Origin of the sequence: Paraburkholderia phytofirmans PsJN (assembly GCF_000020125.1) — a bacterium.
In the GTDB taxonomy this organism is placed as follows: domain Bacteria; phylum Pseudomonadota; class Gammaproteobacteria; order Burkholderiales; family Burkholderiaceae; genus Paraburkholderia; species Paraburkholderia phytofirmans.
This window is the reverse complement of sequence record NC_010676.1, coordinates 3,438,604-3,458,388: the sequence shown is the minus strand read 5'-3', so window position 1 is coordinate 3,458,388 and position 19,785 is coordinate 3,438,604. Positions and strand designations below refer to the sequence as shown.

Sequence of the window (19,785 nt, the reverse complement as noted above, 5' to 3'; positions counted from 1 at the left end):
GGCCATGAATACGATCTCCAACAATCATTGGCCATGGGATGTGCTCGGCATCGAGTCGGATGCTGACGAGCGCGCGGTACGTCGCGCTTACGCGCGGCTGTTGAAACAACGGCGTCCTGATGAAGATGCCGAGGCGTTTCAACGTCTGCGCTATGCGTATGAGTCGGCGTTGCAGATGGCGAGCGGCGCGGTCGCGAAGGACATGGACGCTGCGTCGGCCGCGAACGTGTCTGACGCTGAACCCGCGGTGTTAGTCGAAACCGCGCAGGAGAGTGACATCGCGCCCGCGACGTCCCGTGCCACGCTCGACACGGCGCAAAGCCAGGCCGCCACTCGCGAAGCCGACCCCTTCGAAACCGCCGTCCAACTCTGGCACGACTTCATCGCGCAAGCGGACGACCTCGAGTCGCGCCGCTCGCTGCAAGACCTATTCGCCGCCGTCGTCAACCTTGCGACGCGCGACGAACTCGAATGGCAGGCACTGTGTCATTGTCTGAACGAAGACACGCCCGCTACGCTGCGCATGAACCTGAGCGCGGTCCTCGGCTGGCGGGACAACTCCACGCATCTGCGGCGTCGCAACGCGGCCATCGCCACGCTCGCCTTGAACCGCGTGTTCGCCGATGAAGACTACGACGCGCTGCGTCTGCGCTTCACTAATGCTATGGCATTGCTCGAAGGTCCGCTGCCGCAAATGACGGCCGGCGCGCGTGCATTGCTTCGTGCCGGCGTGCGCGCCGAGATGGAACAGCTATTGACCGCTCTCGGTCGCTACCATCCGAATGTGGTACGGCTGCGGCTCGATGCCGAGAAGGTCGATTTCTGGGGACGTTGCCTCAAATTCCGCGTCGGCGCGGGCCGTCTGTTTGGTCCGGCGCTCGCCTTGAACGCGTGGTGCGGTTTGCTGTTCGCCGACGCTTCGCTGAACCCCAACAGCAACAGGTGGTTCGATCAGTGGTCGCCCGCTCAGTTGGGCATTTTTCTGTCGACGCTGATGCTCGCCTTGACGACGGTCGCCGCGACGACCGTGCTGTTGTCCGAGCTGCAGCAACAGCGGCTGCGGGCGTTGCGCTCGATCGGCTGGCTGCGTTATGGCTGGATTACGGTGTGGCTTGGCGCGACCGCCTTTGCACTGTGCGATGACAGCAGCGGCCGTTCGACATCGATCGCGATGGCTACACTGGGCGTCTGTACGATCTGGGCCGCGTTGATTCACGGCTGGCCGCCCGTCAAGGAGCTCGCGATACTGGCCGCATTCAGCGCGACGGCGTTGGGTTTCGCGGGCCACTGGATCGCCACGGATTCGCATGCGTGGCTGATGCCTTATGCGCACGGTGTGCTGTTCGCATTCTTCTTTTCGTTTTCGCAGGCGGAATGGCGCGGATGGATCGCGCGTCGGCCGCGGTTGTTTTGGGCTTGCGTGCCTTTGTGGTGGGCCGGGTTCGTAGCGTTGATCGTGTTGCTGTTGCAACAGGAAGTGCGTACGACGCAGTTCGCGTGGGCGTTGTTTGCGGTGATGTCGGCCGCGGGCGGCGTGCTGGCGACGACGCGTTGGAATGATCTGCGTAACGCGATACCGGCGTTTTTCCGCGGGTATGCGAACCTTGTGTGGATGGCGCTGGCGATTTATAAACCGGACATCATCGCTTGTGTAAGCGCGGGCTTGATGAGTATCTGGGTTATTGAGGGGATCAAGCAACGGCCGGCGACTTAGGCCGCAATCGATGTTCAGGGGCGCATTATCGCTCCAATCCCCGGCGCGAACCTGGACAGCGCGTGCGTATCACCATCCAGCACCAGAAACTCATCAGTTGTACAGATCCCGCCCGCTCAAACCTGAACGCAAACTGTCCAACTTTGCGGGGTCAGTTCACAACGTGGCCCTTCTGCTTCAACGCTATCCCAGCACTGACACTGTCGAGAACTCAATCGTTATATCAGCGCCAACGGAAGGTCGCATCTCCGCGATCTTTTTCACCCCTTCGGGGGGCCATGGATAGGACTCGTTCAGCCGCGCAATTGCCTCTTCATAGCGCGACGGATCATCCTCGGACGAGAAGATGTTGATGTCATAGATAACGTTCTGGATGAGGAAATCGTTCACGATGCAACGCGAAGCCCCAGCAAATACGAGCACCCTTTTTTCAGCTTCGAGGTGGATTTTAATACGCAAATCGCTTCCATCCACCTCGATTCCGTCTATATACCAATCATGCAGATGGTCTAGCAGCATAGCTATCACCCAGAGTTCATAGCGGACAGAACGGGGCAACGGCCCAATCCCGGTTGTTACCATCCCAATTGTGCGCGTGTGGCCTCATTCCACCATGAGAATGATCGAAATCGAGATCAACAGCGGGACGGCCATTGGGATCATAAAGTCGTGTCTGCCCGCTGCCCGAAGGGTTCAATACCCATGTATTGGCCGGTCCATTCATTGGCAGGCCAACTTCGCCGGCAGGATCCGTGAACTGCACCGGATTCCCGCCCACATAAGCATACCCATTCGTCTGCCCACTCGCGTAGCCGATTGGGTCTTCACTAATGAACCGCCCTATCGCCGGACTGTAATACCGGCTCCGATAGTAATACAACCCCGTCCCATCATTCTCGCGCCCGGTGTACTGTTGCAGGTTCGGGTCGACCGCACCCGTCTGCGTGGTTGTCCCATACGGTTGGTAGGTGTACTGCGTCTGGCTCTGCTGGTTCGCATCGGTCAGCGCAATGACGTTGTTGTTCGCATCGCGCAGGATGTAGCTGTCCTGGCCCGCATCGTCGCCAATGCGCCGATACGTCAGTTCATCCAGCCGGCTTTCCGGGTATGCCGAGAACATCCGGTTTCGATGCGCATAGTCGCCATCGACGATCGTGAATCTCAGCTCATCACCATTCCAGAACGACTGCTGACTGTGGCCGTTGACCGTCTGGTCCCGGCGACGCCCCCAGATGTCGTAGCTGAAGCTCGCGCTAACCGAACCACTGATCTGGCCCAGCAGGTTCTGCTCGTTCCACATGTACCGGTTTGAACCGTCGCTCGCCAGGTTACCGTTCAGGTCATACGCCAGCGTGTTGCCCGACCAGTGCGTGAGTTGGTTCGCCGCGTTGTACTGCGCATCGCTTACAGCCGCCGGCAGGTCTGCCTTCGCGAAACTGCCGCCCGCACTCGTGCGACGTCCTGCGAGGTCGTAGCCGTACGTCAGGTCACCGAGCACGCTGCCGTCAGCGCGTTTGTACGTGATGCCGGTCAGTTGGCTCGCCGCATCCCATGTGTAGGTTGCCGTGATGCCGTTGGCCAGCGTCGCCTGACTGCCCCGGCCCAGCGCGTCGTATTTGTAGCCGAACACGCGCAACGGCTCACCGTCCACCGCGTACTGGACCTGCGTGACGCGGTGTTCGGCGTCATGGCTGTAGCTGATTGTTCCGTCTTTCGCCCCGATGAACGATAGATCCCGGCTGTCCGGGTCGTAACCGTAGGTGATGAATCCCTGCTGCGTACCAGGCGTTTCGACCCACTGGCTTACCTTGCCCGTGACGCTGTCGAAATAGTAACGCGAGCCGACCGGTGTACGGCCCACGCCGCCGTCCGATGTCCCCTGCAGCCTTCCGTACTCGTCCCATCCATAGCCGAGAGAGCGTACGGGTGCGCCCAGCGGGTTGCCGTCGGGGTTGAAATAGACCGACTGCAGCTCACCGGCCACGTCATACCAATACGTTGTCAGTTGCCCCTTTCGATCGGTCACCGACGCCAGTTGCCCCGCGTTATTCCACGTGTACGTCTCAGCGTGCCCCAGCGGATCGGACTTACTCACCGCACGGCCAATCGCGTTGTACGTATAAGCCGTGGTCACACCCTTCGGATCGGCCTGGCCCAGCAGATGGCCGTTGTGGTCCCACGTGAAGCGCGTCACACCGCCCAGCGCATCGATCACGGTGGTCGTGCGATCCAGCGCGTCGAGCGTGCGCGTCGTTTTATTGCCCAGCGGGTCCTGCACCGCAGTCACCCGGCCCGCCGCGTCCGCGGTGAACTGTGTGGTGCGGCTCAGGGCATCGGTGATTGCCGTGAGGTCCGCACCGCTCCAGGTGTACTTCGTCACCCCCTTTAGCGCGTCGGTTACCGTGAGCGGGCGGCCCTGGCTGTCGTTCGTCTGCGTGGTGCGGTTGCCCAGCCGGTCGGTCAGCGTTAGCCGATTGCCCTTGGCGTCATAAGTGTAGACAGTGCTGACGCCGCGCTGAGGGTCGCCGGCCTGCGCTTCCGTCAGCACTTGGCTATAGCTATCGAAAGTACGGGTCGCCAACACACCGTATTGATCCGCCTCGCTGATACGGTTGCCGTTCGCGTCGTAAGTGTATGTGTACCGGCGATCGGCCGCAGTGAGGTTCGTCACGCGCCCCGTTGGATCGCGCGTGAAGGTCTGTACCTGCGCGATCGATTGACCTGCCGGGTATGTGTTACTCACCACCCGCCCGTTTGCGTCGAACACCACCCGCCGAATGCTGCCGCGCCTGTCCGTCACGTCGGTCTGCGTGATCTTGCTGCCCGTCACCGTGTAGGCGAAACCAAACGTGCTGCCGTCAGCGAGCTTCTGGGCGGTCACGCGGTCACTGTCGTCGTAGGTGTTGACGACCTGTTGGTTGCCTTCCGGATCGGTCACGCTAACCAGACGGCTCTTCGTGTCCCAGCCGTACTTCCATACACCGCCGCCCGCGTCCGTCACCTGCGTGAGGCGGTCCTGACCGTCGTACTGGTAGTTCACCTGGCGGTTCAACGGGTCGGAGATGCGCGAGACGAGTGGCGTACCGCGCGCACCGACAATCGACGCAAATGTTAGCGCACGTCCATTAGGACAGTTGATGCCCGTGATCGCGCCGGTGCTGCTGTTTCGGTTGATGGCGACCGTGTTGCCGTTGCGGTCCTGCACACGGGTCAGGCGATAAAGGCCGGCGAACATCGTGAACTGCATCGTGTGGCCGTCGCGCAGGGTCAGCAACTTGGTCGTGCCGTTGCCGGTAATGCTGCCACGGTAGAACTCGCCTGCGCTTGTCAGGTCGTCCCAAGTTGCGCTGGTGCCGGCACGAAGAGTGAACGGAACATGGATTCCACTGGGCAGATAAAGTTGAATAAGCTGCCGCAGATTATTGCTGTCTGCTGCGCTCACCGTCAGATAGCTATCGTAATTGAACGTCGCGCCAATGCCGAATGCGCCGGCCATCGGCCTGCCAGATGTGTCGTAAGCGCTGCTACGATAAACGCGGGCGAGGTCCAGCGCGATCGTGTCGGCAACATGCAAATCATGGGCAACCAGGTGGAACTGACCCGTGTACAACCTGACTGGATCGCCGCCGGACGTGCTACTTCCGCAACCCGCCGTCGCATCACCGCCGCTGCAGCCTCCCGAACCGTCCGAGCCTCCCGGCTGACCGCCGGTGCCATCGCCGTCGAGGGTGACGGTGTCATCAGGAGAGATCGGTTCAACCGTCGTACCGCCGGATGCTCCGCCACAATAGGATGCAATCGTAAAGGGCTCGCCACAAGCAAAGCCCGACTTGAAATTAGCGCTGGCCGCAAGGAAGCCACAGTTTGGATCTGTCGGGTAGGCGCCATTCGACACGTAATCGTCAAAGCACTCTGCATGCGCATGCGGCACCACAAACCACGAGAGCAGCATAAAGAAAGACAGGATGAACGGGCGCAGCAGCGCGCGACGCGCCGCAATGCCATCGGTGACTTGCATGGAGTTCCCAGATGAAAGAAGGGGACGGGATCGACTATCGCGAGCTGGTTGGCGCTGATGCGAGCGCGGACACAGATGCTTGAGCGTTGAACGGAAGCGAAGGAGCCTGATCGCGAACCGAAGGCTCGGAAGAAACGCTTAGCGGCCTTCGAATCGCGGTGATATTGCCGGCTGCGTCGTAGTCGTAATACGCAGTCGCGCCTCCAACCGAAACAGACGTGAGTCTGCCCAATGCGTCGTATCCGTAAGTAATCTCGTCAGCGTGAGCCGATATGGCGACAGCCAATAGACAGGCCACCGCTCCACCGCTGGCGACGCGCCATACGCTTAGTAAGCCGCGTTGGCTTCGAAATAAACTGACCATCGATATCCCCAATTCCAACTGCCTGTATTTTTGCTAACTACCTAGACGATATCGAAAGCCAAACCCGATTTATAGAAGACCGATCTTCATTTGAAGTAGGAACGTCCCTACACCCCCAAAAACAAAGGGGCACACCACCCAGTGCGCCCCTCGTCTCCCAGCTAATTGCGGCACTACAACATCAACCGCCCACCAAACTCGAACCGCACGAAATTCTCAAGCCTCAAGCTGTTCCAGCACCTTCCCCTTGGTCTCAATCCCAAGAAAGTGCACCGCCACCGCCGCAAGAAACGGGACAGCCGCGAGAATATAAAAGGCAACCTGCAAATTTCCGCCGATCATCGTCTTCGACACGATAGCCGGTGCGAAGATCGCCGCCACCTTCAGCCACGCGCCGCCTACGCCGCAGCCCATCGCGCGGATACTCGTCGGATACAGTTCCGGCGTGTACACATAAGCCGTGATGAACCCGCACGCCAGGAAGCCCAACGAGAACGCGCAGAACGTCGCCACCACATACACCGACGAATCGTGGAACACGCCCGCCAGCAGCAGCGAAATCGCACACGCCACGAACGACAGATTGATAATCGGCTTACGCCCCACCTTATCCACCAGCAACGCGCAGGTCAGGGAACCCACTACGCCGAGCACCGAAGCGGCCACCGCCAGATTCAACGCGAGTTGCAGCGGCGCGTGATAAATCGTGCGATAGATCGTCGGCAGCCACGTCGAAAGACCGTATTGAATGAAGCCGCACGTGATCCACAACATCGCCACGGCCAGCGTGCGCTTCAGATACGCGGGGCCAAACAGGTCACCCATGCGGCGCTTCGGATGACGATTGGCCATCGCTTCGAATTCAGCCGAGTGCGTGACCGGCGGAAGCGGACCTTTGACCGCACGCTCGAACACATGCACCGCCGCATCCGCGTCAGCCATCTGTTCACGTTCAGCAAGCCAGCGCGGCGATTCCGGCACGAGTTTGCGCAGCACGAAGAACAGAATCAACGGCATACCGCCGATAAAGTACATGGCTTGCCAGCCGAAACGCGGCACGATCCACGCGCCCAACGCATTCGACGCAAGCAGGCCGACCGGGAAAACGATTTCATACAACAGCACGAAACGGCCACGGCCATGCGCACGGCTGATCTCGTTGATGTAAGTCGCGGCCACCGGCAATTCGCCACCGAGCCCAAGCCCTTGAATCACACGCAACACGACGAACGCCGCGAACGTAGGCGCAAAACCGCACGCAATGCTGGTGATGCCGATGATCCCCGAACTCAGCGCAATCGCCTTCACGCGGCCCTTGCGTTCCGCGTACCACGGGAAAACAAACGCGCCGATCAACTGGCCGACCGAACCGGAGCCGATCAGGAAGCCGATTTCCCACGGCGTCAAATGCCACTTCGCGATCAGGATCGGCAACGTGGCCGCGATCGCGATCACGTCGAAGCCGTCGAAGAACGTCGCGAGACCGATCAGGATACGCGCGCGCACCTGCATCGCGTTCTTGGGCAAGCGCTCCAGACGCGCGATGATCGAGCCCCGCGTTACAGGGCCTGAGACACCGGCGCTGCTGCGGTCCCCCATGGTGTTGTCGATGGTTCTCATGCCGTTGTGCCGTCCGTATATGTGGTTAGGCAAGTGCCGTTGAGGCGTCGGTCAGGGTGGCAAGGTCGATGGTCCGGCCTTGGTTCATCCATTTGCGCGACAGTTTCAGTTCGCGCGGCGTATTGATGGCGATCACGCCGCGAATCGCGCTGTCTTCCAGATGGAACAACGTGGCGCGTTTGCCCGGCAAATCGCCGCGCACGGCCAGTTGTGCGTCGCCTGGAATGTCGCCGAGAATCTGCAGATTCACGTCGTACTGATCGGACCAGAACCACGGAATGTCCGCATACGGTTCGAAGGTGCCGAGCAATGCTTTCGCGGCGGCAATCGCCTGATTCTGCGCATTGGCCCACGACTCGAGCCGCACGCGGCGCTTGAGCCACGCGCTCGGATGATTGGCGACGTCGCCGCACGCGAAAATGCGCGGGTCGTCGGTGGCGCCGAAATGATCGACCACGATGCCGTCGTCCACCTTCACGCCCGCAGCTTGCGCCAACGCCGTGTGCGGCGTGAGGCCGATACCGGCCACCGCGAAATCGGCGTCGAGCGTCGAGCCGTCCGCGAAGGTTGCGCGAATGCGCTTAGCGTCGTTCGGATGATCCGCGAGCGATACGAGCGAGGCGTTCAAGCGCACGTCCACGCCATTCGCGCGATGCAGGTCGAGCAGGAAGCCGGACACCATCGGCGGCAGCGAACGCGCGCACAAACGCGGGGCGCCTTCCACTACTGTTGCATCCACGCCGAGCTTGCGCGCGGTCGCCGCGACTTCGAGACCGATCCAGCCGCCGCCCACCACCAGCACGCGTTTGCTGGCGCGCAGCCGTTCACCCAAAGCGACGGCTTCGTCGAGCGTACGCAGGTAAGCAATGTGCGAGGTCTTCACGAGCGACTCCGGCAGCTTGCGCGCCGCGCCGCCGGTGGCGATCACCAGCCGGTCGTACTGCACTTCGCGGCCCGACTGCGTGCGCACGATGCGCTGCTCGCGATCGATCGAAGTCGCGCAATCCGGCTGCCATGCTTCGACGTTCAGCGCTTCGAAGTCGTCGGGCTTCACAAGCCGCACGGTGTCGATATCCGCTTCGCCCGCTAGCACTGCTTTCGAAAGCGGCGGGCGTTCGTAGGGCAGATGCACTTCGTCGGCGATCATCACGAGGCGGCCGTCGAAGCCTTCCTTGCGCAAGGTTTTCACGACCCACCCGGCCGCCTGGCCGCCGCCGATCACGACGATCGTGCGCGGTGCTTCGAGTCCGGCATGGGCGGTTTGCGCCTTTGCCGCAGCAGCGTCAGTCATTTTTCCGCTCCGTCATGAACTTGCCTTCCGGCGCCTTCGCGTTTTTCTGGCGCCGCGTATTGCCGTCGATGCCGCCGTCGATCGCCCATTCGGCGAACACGGTCGGACCCGGCTCGAAATCGCGCGGCTGCCAATCGGGCGTGAGTTGGTCTTCGTCGGCGTAATACTCGATCAGGCCGCCCGCCGGGTTCTGGAAGTACCAGAAGTAAGCCGACGACACCGGATGACGCCCCGGCCCGAGTTGCGTATCCCAACCACAGCGGCTGATATGCATGCCGCCGCCGAACACTTCGTGGATGTCGCGCACGGTGAACGCGACGTGATTCAGGCCGCGCTTACCGTTGGGCAAGGCCAGCAGGAAAATGTCGTGATGGCCGCCATGCGGTGCGCAGCGCATGAACGCGCCACGGCCTGGATAACGGTCCGACATTTCGAAGCCGAGCAGTTCCTGATAGAACTTTTCCTGCTCGGCGAGTTTGTTCGTGAAGAACACCACATGCCCCACTTCGACCGGTTCCGCACGCTCGTAAATCGGCGAAGGTTGATCGACGCGCAGCGTTTGGCCCCACACGTTCGACGGCGAACCGTGAATGTCGAGCGCGCGCTTGCGGGTGACTTCCACGCGAATCGCCATGCCGTTCGGGTCGATGCAGCCGACGGCGTCGTCGGTTTCGAAATGGCCCGGCTGACCGGCGAAGCGGCCGCGCAGTTCGTCGAGTTCGGCTTTCGTGGCCACGCCCCACGTCACTTCGCGCAGCGTCGGGCCTTCTTCGAAAGCGGGCGGCAGCGAGGGATCATTCGCATTCACAGCGAGAATCGTGCAACCGTTCAGCGTTTCGAAACGCGCCTGGGTTTCGTCGTGCGCGACTTCCTTCAAGCCCCAGTCCGCGAAAAAGCGGCGACAGGTGGCCAGATCCGTCACGCCGTAAATAATCTGTTCAATGCCGAGAATCGTCATAACGTGCCTCTTGCGTATCGTGCGTATTAGTTCGCCCACGCCAGCGGCGCGTCGTTCAAGCCCCAGTAGAGGCTCTTTTGTTGCATGTATTCGCGGATGCCGAGCCGGCCTTTCTCGCGCCCCATGCCACTCTCTTTCCAGCCGCTGAACGGCGTCGAGATGGAGAACAGCTTGTAGGTGTTGATCCAGATGGTGCCGGCTTCGAGTGCACGGGCAATCCGGTACGCGCGCTTGTAGTCGCGCGTCCAGATGCCGGCGGCGAGGCCGAACACGCTGTCGTTCGCTTCTTTCAGCAGCGAGGCTTCGTCGTCGAACGGCATGGCTACCAGCACCGGGCCGAAGATTTCTTCCTGGCAGATGCGGGCGTTGTTCGTGAGGCCTTCGAGAATCGTAGGCTGGAAGTAGGTGCCGGCTTCGCGGCCATCGCCGACCGGACGCTCGCCGCCGCATAGCAGGCGGCCGCCTTCTTCGAGACCGAGCGCGACATAACGCTCGACGGTTTCGCGATGCGCCGCCGTAATCAGCGGACCCATTTGCGTTTCAGCACGCGTCGGATCGCCCACGCGCAACTCGCGCGCGCCTTCCGCGAGACGCTTCATGAACGCGTCGTAAATCGAGCGCTGTACGAACAGGCGCGAACCCGCAATGCAAGCTTCGCCCGACGAACTGAAGATGCCGTACAGCACGCCGTTGACCGCGTGATCGATGTCGGCGTCGTCGAAGACAATGGTCGGGGATTTGCCGCCCAGTTCGAGTGAGACCGGCATCAGCTTGTCCGCCGCGATGCGCGCGATACCGCGGCCCACTTCGGTGCCGCCCGTGAACGACACCTTCTTCACCAGCGGATGACGCACCAGCACGTCGCCAATCACCGAGCCTTTGCCTGGCACGACGCTGACTACGCCCTTCGGCACACCAGCCTCTTCGCAGATGCGCGCCAACGCCAGCGAGATCAAAGGCGTCACTTCAGCCGGCTTCAACACGACCGCGTTGCCGCCCGCGAGTGCCGGAGCAAGCTTTTGCGCGTCGGATGCAATCGGCGAATTCCACGGCGTAATTGCGGCGATCACGCCGATCGGCTCGTAGATGCTCATCGTCAGATAATCGCCGCGCGAAGGCGTGACTTCTTCGTCGAGCGTTTCGAGGCACGCTGCGAAATAACGGAACGTGTTCGCGGCGCTCGCCACCAGTACGCGCGTTTCGCCGATCGGCTTGCCGTTGTCGCGGCGCTGCAATTGCGCGAGCGCTTCGTGACGCGCCATGATCAGATCGGCGATGCGGTACAGAATCAGCGCCCGTTGATGCGGCTTCAAACCCGACCAGTCCGCGCGGCGCCATGCGAGATCCGCGGCTTCCACGGCGTCGCGGGCGTCGTCGGCATTGGCCGTCGAGATTTGCATGTTGACCGACTGATCCGCCGGATACAGGCTTGTGTACGGGTTGCCACGCCCTTGCCGCCATTCGCCGCCGATGAAAATATCGCCGGTGGGCACGAGGCTGGTATCGAAGTGAGTCATGTCGGTCATTCCAGTTTGCTTCAGCTATTCAACTGATGGCTTAAATCACGCAGCGCGCCGCGCGATTGCGTAGCGCACGCATCGCGCTATACGCGGTCAGCGCGGACGTCTTGGGGTTATCCGGCAACGGCTTGCCGCACATTTCGAGCGACATCTCGCCGAAAGCGCCACGCGCCACGATGCGGTGCACGTTGCGCGTCACGTTCGGATCGGCGATCAGCCGAACCGTGGTGTGGTCCAGACCGAGGCCGGCCAGCGCGATCGTCGCGGCCACGTTGGCGTTCTTCGGATACAGGCGCGCCGCTTCGCGCGCGCTGCCTTCGAAAATCACCTTCTCGTCCTTCAGCGTGTGCAGATCGCAGAGCTGTTCCGCCGGCGTGCCGAGCCAACCGGTGGGCGGCTTGCGGCCGGTGTACAGCACTTCGTCCAGACCGCCGAGCTTGGCCGCGGCCAGCGCATCCACGCCGCCAATCGCGCCGGAGAGCAGCGTCAAGGTGGCGTCGCCTTCATCGGCGGCGGCGGACAATGCGTCCAGCAGCAACATGTCGGACAGCGCGCCGATCGACGCGACCGCGCAGTCCGTGCCGGCTTTCAACAACGGCACCACGTGATCGACCAGCGCGCTATGTCCCGCGCATTCCAGCGCGAAATGCGGCTGGCTGCTCAAGGCGGACACGGAGGCCACGACATCCACCGAGTCGCCCACTACTTCACGCACTGAAGCCATGTGACGCTCCGGCACGATCACGTGCGACACGCGCACGGTCGGATCGGCGGCGACCGAGCGATACACTGCCTGGCCGATCGCGCCGAAGCCGATCATCGCGACGTCGACGGGTGCGTGATGCCCCGCGTAGCCCGCATCACGCATGTTCCGGCTCCTGTTCCTTGACCGGCGGGCCGGCAAACGCGGTAGCGAACGAGCCGACCGACAGCATGTCCACTTCGACCAGCACCGGGCCGGTCTTCGCCATGCCTTCGCGAATGATCGCGTCGGCCTGATCGAGCGACTTGATGCGGTAGTGCGTGAGTTTCAGGCTCTCGCAAAACTGCGCGAAATCCGGCTGATGCAGATCGACGTAGCAGCGGCGGCCGCCGTATTGCGCGTCCTGAATGTTGCGAATCACGCCGTAGCACTGGTCGTTCATCAGCACGATCATCACATTGGCGTTTTCCTGCACGGCCGTTGCCAGTTCGCCGACGTTGACCATCAAGCCGCCGTCGCCGACTAGGCAAACGGTCTTCGCCGCGCTGCCCGCAAGCGCCGCGCCGATACCCATCTGCATGCCCTGGCCGATGCCGCCGCCGAGCGCATGAACGCCCGCACGCGGCGAGAAAATCTTCAGCATGCGGTTGCCCCACGTGCTGTTCGAAATCGTGACGTCGCGCACCCAGTTGTAGTCGCGGCCCACTGCGGCTTGCAGGGCATCGACGAGACGTTTGTACGGGCCGAGGCCCTTGCCCACATCGGCGACGGCGCTTTCGCGCGCGGCGGCCAGATCCTGTGCGAACGTCGGATCGACTTTGATGCGGCCCTCAAGCAGCGTCGCCAGTTCGTCGAGTACGGAAGATGCATCGCCGTGAATGAACATCTCGTTGCGATAGCCGCGGTTATCGGCGAGCGCGTCGGCGTCGATGCGATACAGCGGTTGCGGCAACGCGAGCTTGTACTTCAGCGTTTCATTTCCACGCAGACGCGAACCGACCACCACCAGCGCGTCGCACGTCTTGTAGAAGCTCTCGACCGCCGTGTGCACGTTGAATGCGCCGAGCGTCGCCGGATGATCTTCCGGCAGCACGCCGCGGCCTTGCACACTGGTCACAACGCCGAAACCCAGCGCGACCAGACGCTCAACCGCCTTCGTCGCGTGACGCGTGCCGCCGCCCAGCCACAACAGCGGGCGCTTGGCCGTTGCCAGCGAATCGGCGAGTTGCGCGACACGCTGCTTGCAATGCGTGAGCGTCGTGATATGCGGCGCGGCGAGATCGGCGGGCCATTCCACTTCGGCGGCCTGAATGTCGATCGGAATCTCCACGCTCACCGGGCCGCTCGGCGCGGTCTGCGCGACGCGTACGGCTTCGCGGATAGTTGGCAGCGCGGTTTCGACCGAACGCACGCGGAACGCGGCTTTCGAAATCGACGACAGCATCGACAGTTGATCCGGTGCTTCGTGGATATACGCGAGGTCCTGGTCCAGATATTCGGTTTCGATCTGACCGGTGACGTGCAGCAGAGCGGTGCCGGCGGTCAAAGCTTCGACCATCGCGCCCGCTGCGTTGCCCGCCGCGGTGCCCGTGCTGGTGAACGCAACGCCGAGGCCGCCGGACACACGCGCGAGGCCGTCGGCCATGTTCACCGCGCCGGCTTCGCCGCGCGCGCCGACGTAGCGGATCTTGCCGCGATTGTGGATCGCGTCGAGGATCGGCATGTTGTGGATCGAGATCACGCCGAATGCGGTTTGAACGCCGCATTGCTCGAGAAAGGCGGCGATCAGTTCGCCAACGGTGGTTTTGTTAGACATGTCGTGCAACGCCTCCAGAAACATCGATATGACTGCCCGTCGTATAGGACGACAGCGTCGTAGCCAGATAAAAGAGTGCTTGAGCGGCTTCTTCGGGGCGACCGAAGCGGCCTAGCGGAATGTTTTTCTTGCGCGCCAGTTCCGCCGTCCAGTCTTCCCAGCTCTGGCCCGGCCGTGCTTCTTTCGCATAACGGCGGCGCCATTGACCCGATTCGACGATGCCGATCAGAATCGAATTGACGCGGATGCGCTGCGGCGCGAGTTCCACCGCGAGCGACTTGAGCAGGTTCTGCACGCCGGCGCGCGCCGCTGAAGTCGCGACCATGTGCGGCTCGGGTTGCAGGGCCAGCAGCGAGTTGACGCAAACCACAGCGGGGTTCGCGGCGTCTCGAAGCATCGGCAGAAACGCGCGGGTCGGGCGAATCACGCTGAAGTACTTCAGATCGAGTTCTTCGCGCCAGGCTTCGTCGGTGGTGTCGGCGAAGGTCGACACGCGGCCTTGGCCTGCGTTATTCACCAGCATGTCGGTGCGGCCGAAACGCGTCTGCACCGCTTCCGCAAACGCTTTCACTTCGTCGGCGTCGAGCACGTTGCAGCGATGCGCGAGCAGTTGCGCTTGCGGGAACTGCCCTTTCAGCGTGGTTTCCGCTTGCGCGAGACGTTCGGTGTCGCGGCCGCAGATCGCGACCGAGGCGCCCGCCCGCAGAAACAGTTCGGCAGTCGCGAGGCCGATACCGGACGAACCGCCCGTCACCACCGCTACCTGTCCGGTCAAGTCGATTTGGATCATCAGAGCCCCAATGCCTTCATGTAATTGCTGCCCGACTTCGCGCCACCCTTGGGCCGATAGTTGAGCCGCTGCGAAAGTTCGTCGGCCGCGCGGCGGACCTTGTCGATCAGGCCGCTGTCGAGCAGCGACGCGTCGATCTCGTGGCGCGGAATCGTGGTCGTGATCACGGCGACGATGCGGCCTGTGTCGTTGCGCACCGGCGCGCTCACCACCGAAATACCGCGCTCGAACGACGACTCGCTGATCGCGAAACCACGCTGCGCGTCGTCGCGAATCCGTTCGTACAGGTCGTCGATAGTGACCGGCGTCTGCTTCGTGAAACGTTCGAGTTCGGGCTCGGGATAGAGCTTCTTCAGTTCGTCAAGCGTCAGGTCGCCCATTAGCACCTGACCGTGCGTCGTGGCGTAAGCCGGCAGACGCGTGCCCACGTTCACCTTCACCGAACTGAAAATCGGCGTGTGGCTTTGCGCTTTGGCGACGAACACGACATCGCGTCCATCGCGAATCACGATGTGGCTGGTCAGCCCGGTTTCGTTACGCAACGCCTCGATGATCGGCAAACCGAGGTCGGTTAATTCGAGCGAACTCAGATATTCAAAACCGAGCCGCAGCACCGCGACGCCGAGGCGATAGTTGCGGTCCTTGTCGGCACGCTCCAGAAAGCCGAGCGATTCGAGCGTTTGCAACAGACGGAACACCGTCGTGCGAGGAATCTTCAGGCGCCTGGATAATTCCGGTGCACCGAGAACCGGCTCGCGTGGCGAGAACTCCGTGAGAATCTTCAGACCGCGTTCGAGACCGGGCACGCGATAGGCGGTGTCGCCAGTGGTGTCGTTGCGGTCTTCGTCCGCTTCGCGCTCGGCGTGAGCAGTGTCGGGCGTCATTCATTGGCTCCGTTGTCCGTCGCTTGTACGACAGAACGTGTCGATGATCGCGGTGTACGCGGCGGGTGCTTCGATATAGCCGGCGTGACCCGCGCGAGGCACGACTTGCAGTTTGGTGCCCGCGGCCAGTGCGAGTCGCTCGCAGGCTTCGGGCGTCGTAATGGTGTCGTCGGCGCCGACGGCCACGTTGATGCGGCCTTTAAAGCGCGCGAGGTCGCCGGCGAGATCGGCGTTGGCGAGCAGATGCGTGGCCTGCGCGTAGCCGTGCGGGATCACGCGCGACATGTTCCAGCGCACCCATGCGCGCGCTTCGTCGCTCGCGTGAGCGGACAGCATGTTGGCGCTGCGTTTTTCCGCAAGGCCTTGCGGGCCCAGTTCGTTCAGCATGGCAAGGCGCTGATCGCGCTTCGCATTACGCAGTTCCGCCGAGGCCGCGCCGTATCCACCAGCCGGCGACAACAGCAGCAAACCGGCCACACGCTGCGGGTGCGCCACCGCAAACGCGCCGGCGATGATCGCGCCGAGCGAATGGCCGAGCAGCACGCAGCGTTCGATGCCGAGCGCGTCCAGCCACTCCTTCAACAAACTCGCGTAATCGGCTGCGGCGGGAGATCCGGCCACGACCGGCGTAGATGCGCCATAACCCGGCGCATCCCATGCCAGCACGCGGCGCGTCGCGCCGAGTCCCTCGAACTGCTGCACCCACGACGCCGCGCCCGACCCGATACCGTGCAGCAGCACGAGCGGCAACGCGCTGCTGCCGGCGCTATCCACTTCGCGATAGCTCACCGCGCGTTGCGTGGCCAGCCGGACCTGCTGCGCCGGAAAGCGCGCAAGGCGGGCTTCGAGCGTAGCGTGTTGATCGGCTGTAACGGACGGGACTGCGGACATGATTTCCTTCGCGGGTGTTTTAAAACTGCGATAGCGTTTGAGGGCCTAGCGCTTGAGCTTCGCCAGTGGCGAATCCGGCGGATACGTCGGCGTAATAGGCTTCGGCGAACCGAGCATCACGCACATCAACGCGTCTTCTTCACCGACGTTGATTTCCGTGCGATACACGCCCGGCGGCACCGAGATCAGATCGCGTTCGCCGAGCACCGCTTCCCAAGTTTCGCCGTCTTTCTCGCAGACCACTTTCATCTTGCCGCGCAGCACGAAGAAAATTTCTTCGACATCCATATGAATATGGCTCGGGCCGATGTTGCCCGCCGGAATCACCATCGTCGAAAACGTGAAGCCGCCCGCGGGCACCGTGTTCATGTCTTTCGCGACGCCCGTGCCGCCCGTGCCGACATAGCGCATTTGCGCGCGGCGATACTTCGGGTCGTAGTCGGCCTGAAACTTCAGCGCGTCCCAGTCGTAGCGCCGCGTTTCCAGGCGTGCGACACGAGTGTCCAGCCATTGGGCAAAGCTTACGTCCGCGGGTTGGTCCCACGATTTGCGTTCGATATCGGCGTCCGCCATCTCTTTCTCCTTTCGATTCGACAAGATCAATTCATCACGAAGCCGCCGTTGACCGGCAGCAGTTGGCCGGTCACGAAGCGAGCGGCATCGGATAACAGGAACAGTACGGGCCCGGTGACGTCGTCGGGCACTTGTGCGCGCGTGAGCGCGCGGCCTTGCAGGTAATACTCGTGGCGCTCGGCGGGCACATAGGCGGTCGCCTCGACTTCGGTCAGCCCCGGCGCGATCGCGTTCACCGTCACCTGATGCGCGCCGAATTCGCGCGCCAGCGACCGGGTCATCGAAATCACGGCGCCTTTGCTAGCGACATAAGCCAGCAGCTTCGGCGCGCCCCACATCGCCGTGTCCGAGGCAATGTTGACGATGCTGCCGCGGCCCGAGTCGCGCAGATACGGCAGCGCGGCGGTGCTCATTAACCAGGTGCCGCGCACGTTGACGTTCATCACGGCGTCCCACGTGTCGACAGACAACTCGTCGGCGAACTTGCCGCCGGAGTTGGTGATGGCCGCGTTGTTGATCAATGCGTCGAGACCGCCGAGTTGCGCCGCGCCTTGCTCCGCGAATTGCTTGATGCTGGTGGGGTCGGCGAGATCGAGCGGCACGTAGGTGACTGCGTGTCCTTGCTCGACGAGCGATGCCGCGAGCGCGCGGCCTTCTTCGTGCAGCACGTCGCCGAACACGACTTGCGCACCGGCTTGCACCAGCGAGCGGACGAATGCCGCGCCGAGACCGCGCGCGCCGCCCGTCACGAGGACGCGCCGGCCGTTGAGCGCTGCGGACGCGTCGTTATGCATGGCTGTGGCCTGCTTCCGCCGATTGCGCGGTGCCTGCCTTCGCAGCTTCAGCGCGATGCGCTTCCAGTGCGGCAAAGTCCTGCTGCGCGCGCTGACGCAACATGCGGCGCACACGCGTCATGCCGACGTCGTGCTGATACAGGAATTCATGAGCGCGTGCGTTCGGCGCCATGCTTTCCAGCACATAGCGGTCTTGCTCCAGCACGGCCCAATGCAGACCTTCCAGACGATTGCGATACAGGAAGCGCCATGCGTCGCGTTGCCAGCCCGACACTTTGCGAGTGCGCCAGAAGTACACCTGGCAGTTGTCGCCGTCGACCGGCGTTGCAAAACCGATGATCCCGAAGTTGCCGCCCGGGCCGAACTTCTTCCTGTACGGAATCGCAAGACGCATCCACAGCGCGCCGGTTTCGCCGAGTTCCACCCAGTCGAAATTCACGTCGCGCTGGCCGACCTTTTCGAACATCAGTCCGGTTTCGGTCTTGCGCACGCGCATGTCGGCCTGCTTGTCGCCTTCGGCCATCGAATGCGACGTCGCATGCAGATAGGCGCCGTGCATCGGGTCCATCACGTTGTCGATCGCGTACTGGTAATTGCACTTCCAGTGCGACATGCACAGGAAGCTCGCGTATTCCTCGCCAACCAGTTCTTCCGGCAGCACGAGCGGCGTGGGTTCTTTATGCGCTTCGTCACCGAACCACAGGAAGATCGCGCCGGCATGCTCTTCGACCGGATACGACTTCACGCACTTCTGGCCTTCCAGCGGACAGTTCGACACGGCGGGCACTTTGGTGACTTCACCGCTGCCGTCGATTTCAATGCCGTGATACCAGCACGCGACGCTGCCGCCAAGATTCCAGCCGAGCGACAGACGCGCGCCGCGGTGCGGGCAGCGGTCTTCGAGCGCGCGCACCTGGCCTTCCTTGTCGCGCCACAGCACGATCTGATCGCCGAGACGCGTGATGCCGACCGGCGCGTCGCCGACTTGCCAGCTCGGCGCGACGGGATACCAGTAGTTACGCAGGCCCTTGTCCAGATAGGACTGGATCGGATCGGCCGCGTCTTGATTTGTATTGGGGGACGTCATGAAGAGACTCCAGATACGAATGCGATAAACGTGTTCGGGAAAGCGCGCCTATTCGGCGAGCAGGCGGAATTCGGCGGCGAGGCGGTCGGCATTCCACGTGCTGCCTTCCGGGGTGCGGAAGCCGACGCGGTTCAGACCGTCGACCACTTCCTGCAACTCCATCGCACCCGCTTCGAAGACCTTTTCGAGCGCGTCGCCGAAGTCGTTTTCGTATTGCGTCGGCTCGGCCTTGCGCGTTTGCCAGATGAAGTTCTCGGTCTCGCCCGGCTTTTCGATCACGCCCTTGCCCGCGACGTTGTTCGGCTGCGGCGCGAGCCACGGCTTCAGGAAAGGATTGAAGTTCACGATTTGCTCTCGCATGTCATTCCACCTTGATCTGGATTTCTTCACCGGCGAGGCGCACCGAGTACACCTTCAGGTCGCGGCCACCGGGCTCTTTCAAGCATTTGCCGGTCGGGATATGGAACACGGCTTCGTGCAACGGGCACTCGACGGTGTCGCCGTCGACAAAGCCCTGCGTCAGCAACGCGTACGCATGGGGGCAGACGTTTTCCAGCGCATACAGCGCATCGCCCACCTTGTAGATGCCGATCTCGGTGCCGTCGAGCTTGAACTCGAGCGGCGCGTCATCGGACAGGTCGCCGGCATGGCCGGCGCAGCGCCATTGTTCAGTCATTTCTCGCCTTCTCCTGAAGCCTTATGTTCCATACAAGGAACATCAGTTCGTGTATGGATAATTATAGGAGCGGCTTTGGCCAGAGA

The 19,785-nt window shown here is 62.4% G+C and carries 17 protein-coding genes; 1 reads left to right on the top strand and 16 read right to left on the bottom strand.

Annotated elements, in window-relative coordinates; genetic code table 11:
- Positions 1-4 precede the first annotated feature (4 nt).
- On the top strand, positions 5-1,714 hold the full coding sequence (locus BPHYT_RS35005; RefSeq protein ID WP_012428857.1) for a J domain-containing protein: 1,710 nt from the start codon (positions 5-7) through the stop codon (positions 1,712-1,714).
- A gap of 183 nt (positions 1,715-1,897) precedes the next feature.
- Here BPHYT_RS35005 and BPHYT_RS36825 read toward each other — a convergent pair whose 3' ends face one another.
- The 16 genes from BPHYT_RS36825 to BPHYT_RS34930 form a co-directional block, all read right to left on the bottom strand.
- Complete coding sequence (locus BPHYT_RS36825) at positions 1,898-2,233, bottom strand: hypothetical protein (RefSeq protein ID WP_012428856.1); 336 nt, start codon at positions 2,231-2,233, stop codon at positions 1,898-1,900.
- Positions 2,234-2,249: 16 nt separating this feature from the next.
- On the bottom strand, positions 2,250-5,732 hold the full coding sequence (locus BPHYT_RS35000) for an RHS repeat-associated core domain-containing protein (protein ID WP_012428855.1): 3,483 nt from the start codon (positions 5,730-5,732) through the stop codon (positions 2,250-2,252).
- Positions 5,733-6,312: 580 nt separating this feature from the next.
- Complete coding sequence (locus tag BPHYT_RS34995) at positions 6,313-7,716, bottom strand: MFS transporter (protein WP_012428854.1); 1,404 nt, start codon at positions 7,714-7,716, stop codon at positions 6,313-6,315.
- A 25-nt stretch (positions 7,717-7,741) separates the two neighbouring features.
- Positions 7,742-9,007: an NAD(P)/FAD-dependent oxidoreductase gene (locus tag BPHYT_RS34990; RefSeq protein ID WP_012428853.1), complete on the bottom strand. Its 1,266-nt coding sequence runs from the start codon at positions 9,005-9,007 to the stop codon at positions 7,742-7,744.
- Complete coding sequence (locus BPHYT_RS34985; protein ID WP_012428852.1) at positions 9,000-9,965, bottom strand: VOC family protein; 966 nt, start codon at positions 9,963-9,965, stop codon at positions 9,000-9,002. Before BPHYT_RS34985 ends, BPHYT_RS34990 begins: the two co-directional genes overlap by 8 nt.
- A gap of 26 nt (positions 9,966-9,991) precedes the next feature.
- On the bottom strand, positions 9,992-11,482 hold the full coding sequence (locus BPHYT_RS34980) for an aldehyde dehydrogenase (protein WP_012428851.1): 1,491 nt from the start codon (positions 11,480-11,482) through the stop codon (positions 9,992-9,994).
- 40 nt (positions 11,483-11,522) lie between these two features.
- Positions 11,523-12,353, bottom strand: coding sequence for an aspartate dehydrogenase (locus tag BPHYT_RS34975; protein ID WP_012428850.1), 831 nt, complete (start codon positions 12,351-12,353; stop codon positions 11,523-11,525).
- Entirely contained in the window at positions 12,346-14,004 is a 1,659-nt protein-coding gene (locus BPHYT_RS34970; RefSeq protein WP_012428849.1) for a thiamine pyrophosphate-binding protein, read from the bottom strand. The genes BPHYT_RS34975 and BPHYT_RS34970 overlap by 8 nt, the downstream gene beginning before the upstream one ends.
- Complete coding sequence (locus tag BPHYT_RS34965) at positions 13,997-14,794, bottom strand: SDR family oxidoreductase (protein WP_012428848.1); 798 nt, start codon at positions 14,792-14,794, stop codon at positions 13,997-13,999. Before BPHYT_RS34965 ends, BPHYT_RS34970 begins: the two co-directional genes overlap by 8 nt.
- Positions 14,794-15,678, bottom strand: a complete 885-nt coding sequence (locus tag BPHYT_RS34960) for an IclR family transcriptional regulator (protein WP_012428847.1) — start codon at positions 15,676-15,678, stop codon at positions 14,794-14,796. Before BPHYT_RS34960 ends, BPHYT_RS34965 begins: the two co-directional genes overlap by 1 nt.
- Positions 15,679-16,569 (bottom strand): alpha/beta fold hydrolase, encoded by an 891-nt coding sequence (locus BPHYT_RS34955; protein ID WP_012428846.1) that lies wholly within the window; start codon positions 16,567-16,569, stop codon positions 15,679-15,681.
- A gap of 45 nt (positions 16,570-16,614) precedes the next feature.
- Complete coding sequence (locus BPHYT_RS34950) at positions 16,615-17,142, bottom strand: cupin domain-containing protein (protein WP_012428845.1); 528 nt, start codon at positions 17,140-17,142, stop codon at positions 16,615-16,617.
- Between the two features lie 26 nt (positions 17,143-17,168).
- Positions 17,169-17,936, bottom strand: coding sequence for an SDR family oxidoreductase (locus BPHYT_RS34945; RefSeq protein ID WP_012428844.1), 768 nt, complete (start codon positions 17,934-17,936; stop codon positions 17,169-17,171).
- A complete protein-coding gene (locus BPHYT_RS34940) occupies positions 17,929-19,023 on the bottom strand; it encodes an aromatic ring-hydroxylating dioxygenase subunit alpha (RefSeq protein WP_012428843.1) in 1,095 nt (364 codons plus the stop codon). Before BPHYT_RS34940 ends, BPHYT_RS34945 begins: the two co-directional genes overlap by 8 nt.
- Positions 19,024-19,071: 48 nt before the next feature.
- Positions 19,072-19,383: a recombinase-like helix-turn-helix domain-containing protein gene (locus BPHYT_RS34935; protein ID WP_012428842.1), complete on the bottom strand. Its 312-nt coding sequence runs from the start codon at positions 19,381-19,383 to the stop codon at positions 19,072-19,074.
- A 1-nt stretch (position 19,384) separates the two neighbouring features.
- Positions 19,385-19,699 carry a non-heme iron oxygenase ferredoxin subunit gene (locus BPHYT_RS34930; RefSeq protein WP_012428841.1) on the bottom strand — a complete coding sequence of 105 codons (315 nt, stop codon included), beginning with the start codon at positions 19,697-19,699 and terminating at the stop codon, positions 19,385-19,387.
- Between the last annotated feature and the right edge of the window lie 86 nt (positions 19,700-19,785).

What these genes read in the sequence shown, in the direction of transcription:
- BPHYT_RS35005 (WP_012428857.1), top strand. Translation starts at nt 5, where the DNA reads ATGAATACGATCTCCAACAATCATTGGCCATGGGATGTGCTCGGCATC.
- BPHYT_RS36825 (WP_012428856.1), bottom strand. Translation starts at nt 2,233, where the DNA reads ATGCTGCTAGACCATCTGCATGATTGGTATATAGACGGAATCGAGGTG.
- BPHYT_RS35000 (WP_012428855.1), bottom strand. Translation starts at nt 5,732, where the DNA reads ATGCAAGTCACCGATGGCATTGCGGCGCGTCGCGCGCTGCTGCGCCCG.
- BPHYT_RS34995 (WP_012428854.1), bottom strand. Translation starts at nt 7,716, where the DNA reads ATGAGAACCATCGACAACACCATGGGGGACCGCAGCAGCGCCGGTGTC.
- BPHYT_RS34990 (WP_012428853.1), bottom strand. Translation starts at nt 9,007, where the DNA reads ATGACTGACGCTGCTGCGGCAAAGGCGCAAACCGCCCATGCCGGACTC.
- BPHYT_RS34985 (WP_012428852.1), bottom strand. Translation starts at nt 9,965, where the DNA reads ATGACGATTCTCGGCATTGAACAGATTATTTACGGCGTGACGGATCTG.
- BPHYT_RS34980 (WP_012428851.1), bottom strand. Translation starts at nt 11,482, where the DNA reads ATGACTCACTTCGATACCAGCCTCGTGCCCACCGGCGATATTTTCATC.
- BPHYT_RS34975 (WP_012428850.1), bottom strand. Translation starts at nt 12,353, where the DNA reads ATGCGTGATGCGGGCTACGCGGGGCATCACGCACCCGTCGACGTCGCG.
- BPHYT_RS34970 (WP_012428849.1), bottom strand. Translation starts at nt 14,004, where the DNA reads ATGTCTAACAAAACCACCGTTGGCGAACTGATCGCCGCCTTTCTCGAG.
- BPHYT_RS34965 (WP_012428848.1), bottom strand. Translation starts at nt 14,794, where the DNA reads ATGATCCAAATCGACTTGACCGGACAGGTAGCGGTGGTGACGGGCGGT.
- BPHYT_RS34960 (WP_012428847.1), bottom strand. Translation starts at nt 15,678, where the DNA reads ATGACGCCCGACACTGCTCACGCCGAGCGCGAAGCGGACGAAGACCGC.
- BPHYT_RS34955 (WP_012428846.1), bottom strand. Translation starts at nt 16,569, where the DNA reads ATGTCCGCAGTCCCGTCCGTTACAGCCGATCAACACGCTACGCTCGAA.
- BPHYT_RS34950 (WP_012428845.1), bottom strand. Translation starts at nt 17,142, where the DNA reads ATGGCGGACGCCGATATCGAACGCAAATCGTGGGACCAACCCGCGGAC.
- BPHYT_RS34945 (WP_012428844.1), bottom strand. Translation starts at nt 17,936, where the DNA reads ATGCATAACGACGCGTCCGCAGCGCTCAACGGCCGGCGCGTCCTCGTG.
- BPHYT_RS34940 (WP_012428843.1), bottom strand. Translation starts at nt 19,023, where the DNA reads ATGACGTCCCCCAATACAAATCAAGACGCGGCCGATCCGATCCAGTCC.
- BPHYT_RS34935 (WP_012428842.1), bottom strand. Translation starts at nt 19,383, where the DNA reads ATGCGAGAGCAAATCGTGAACTTCAATCCTTTCCTGAAGCCGTGGCTC.
- BPHYT_RS34930 (WP_012428841.1), bottom strand. Translation starts at nt 19,699, where the DNA reads ATGACTGAACAATGGCGCTGCGCCGGCCATGCCGGCGACCTGTCCGAT.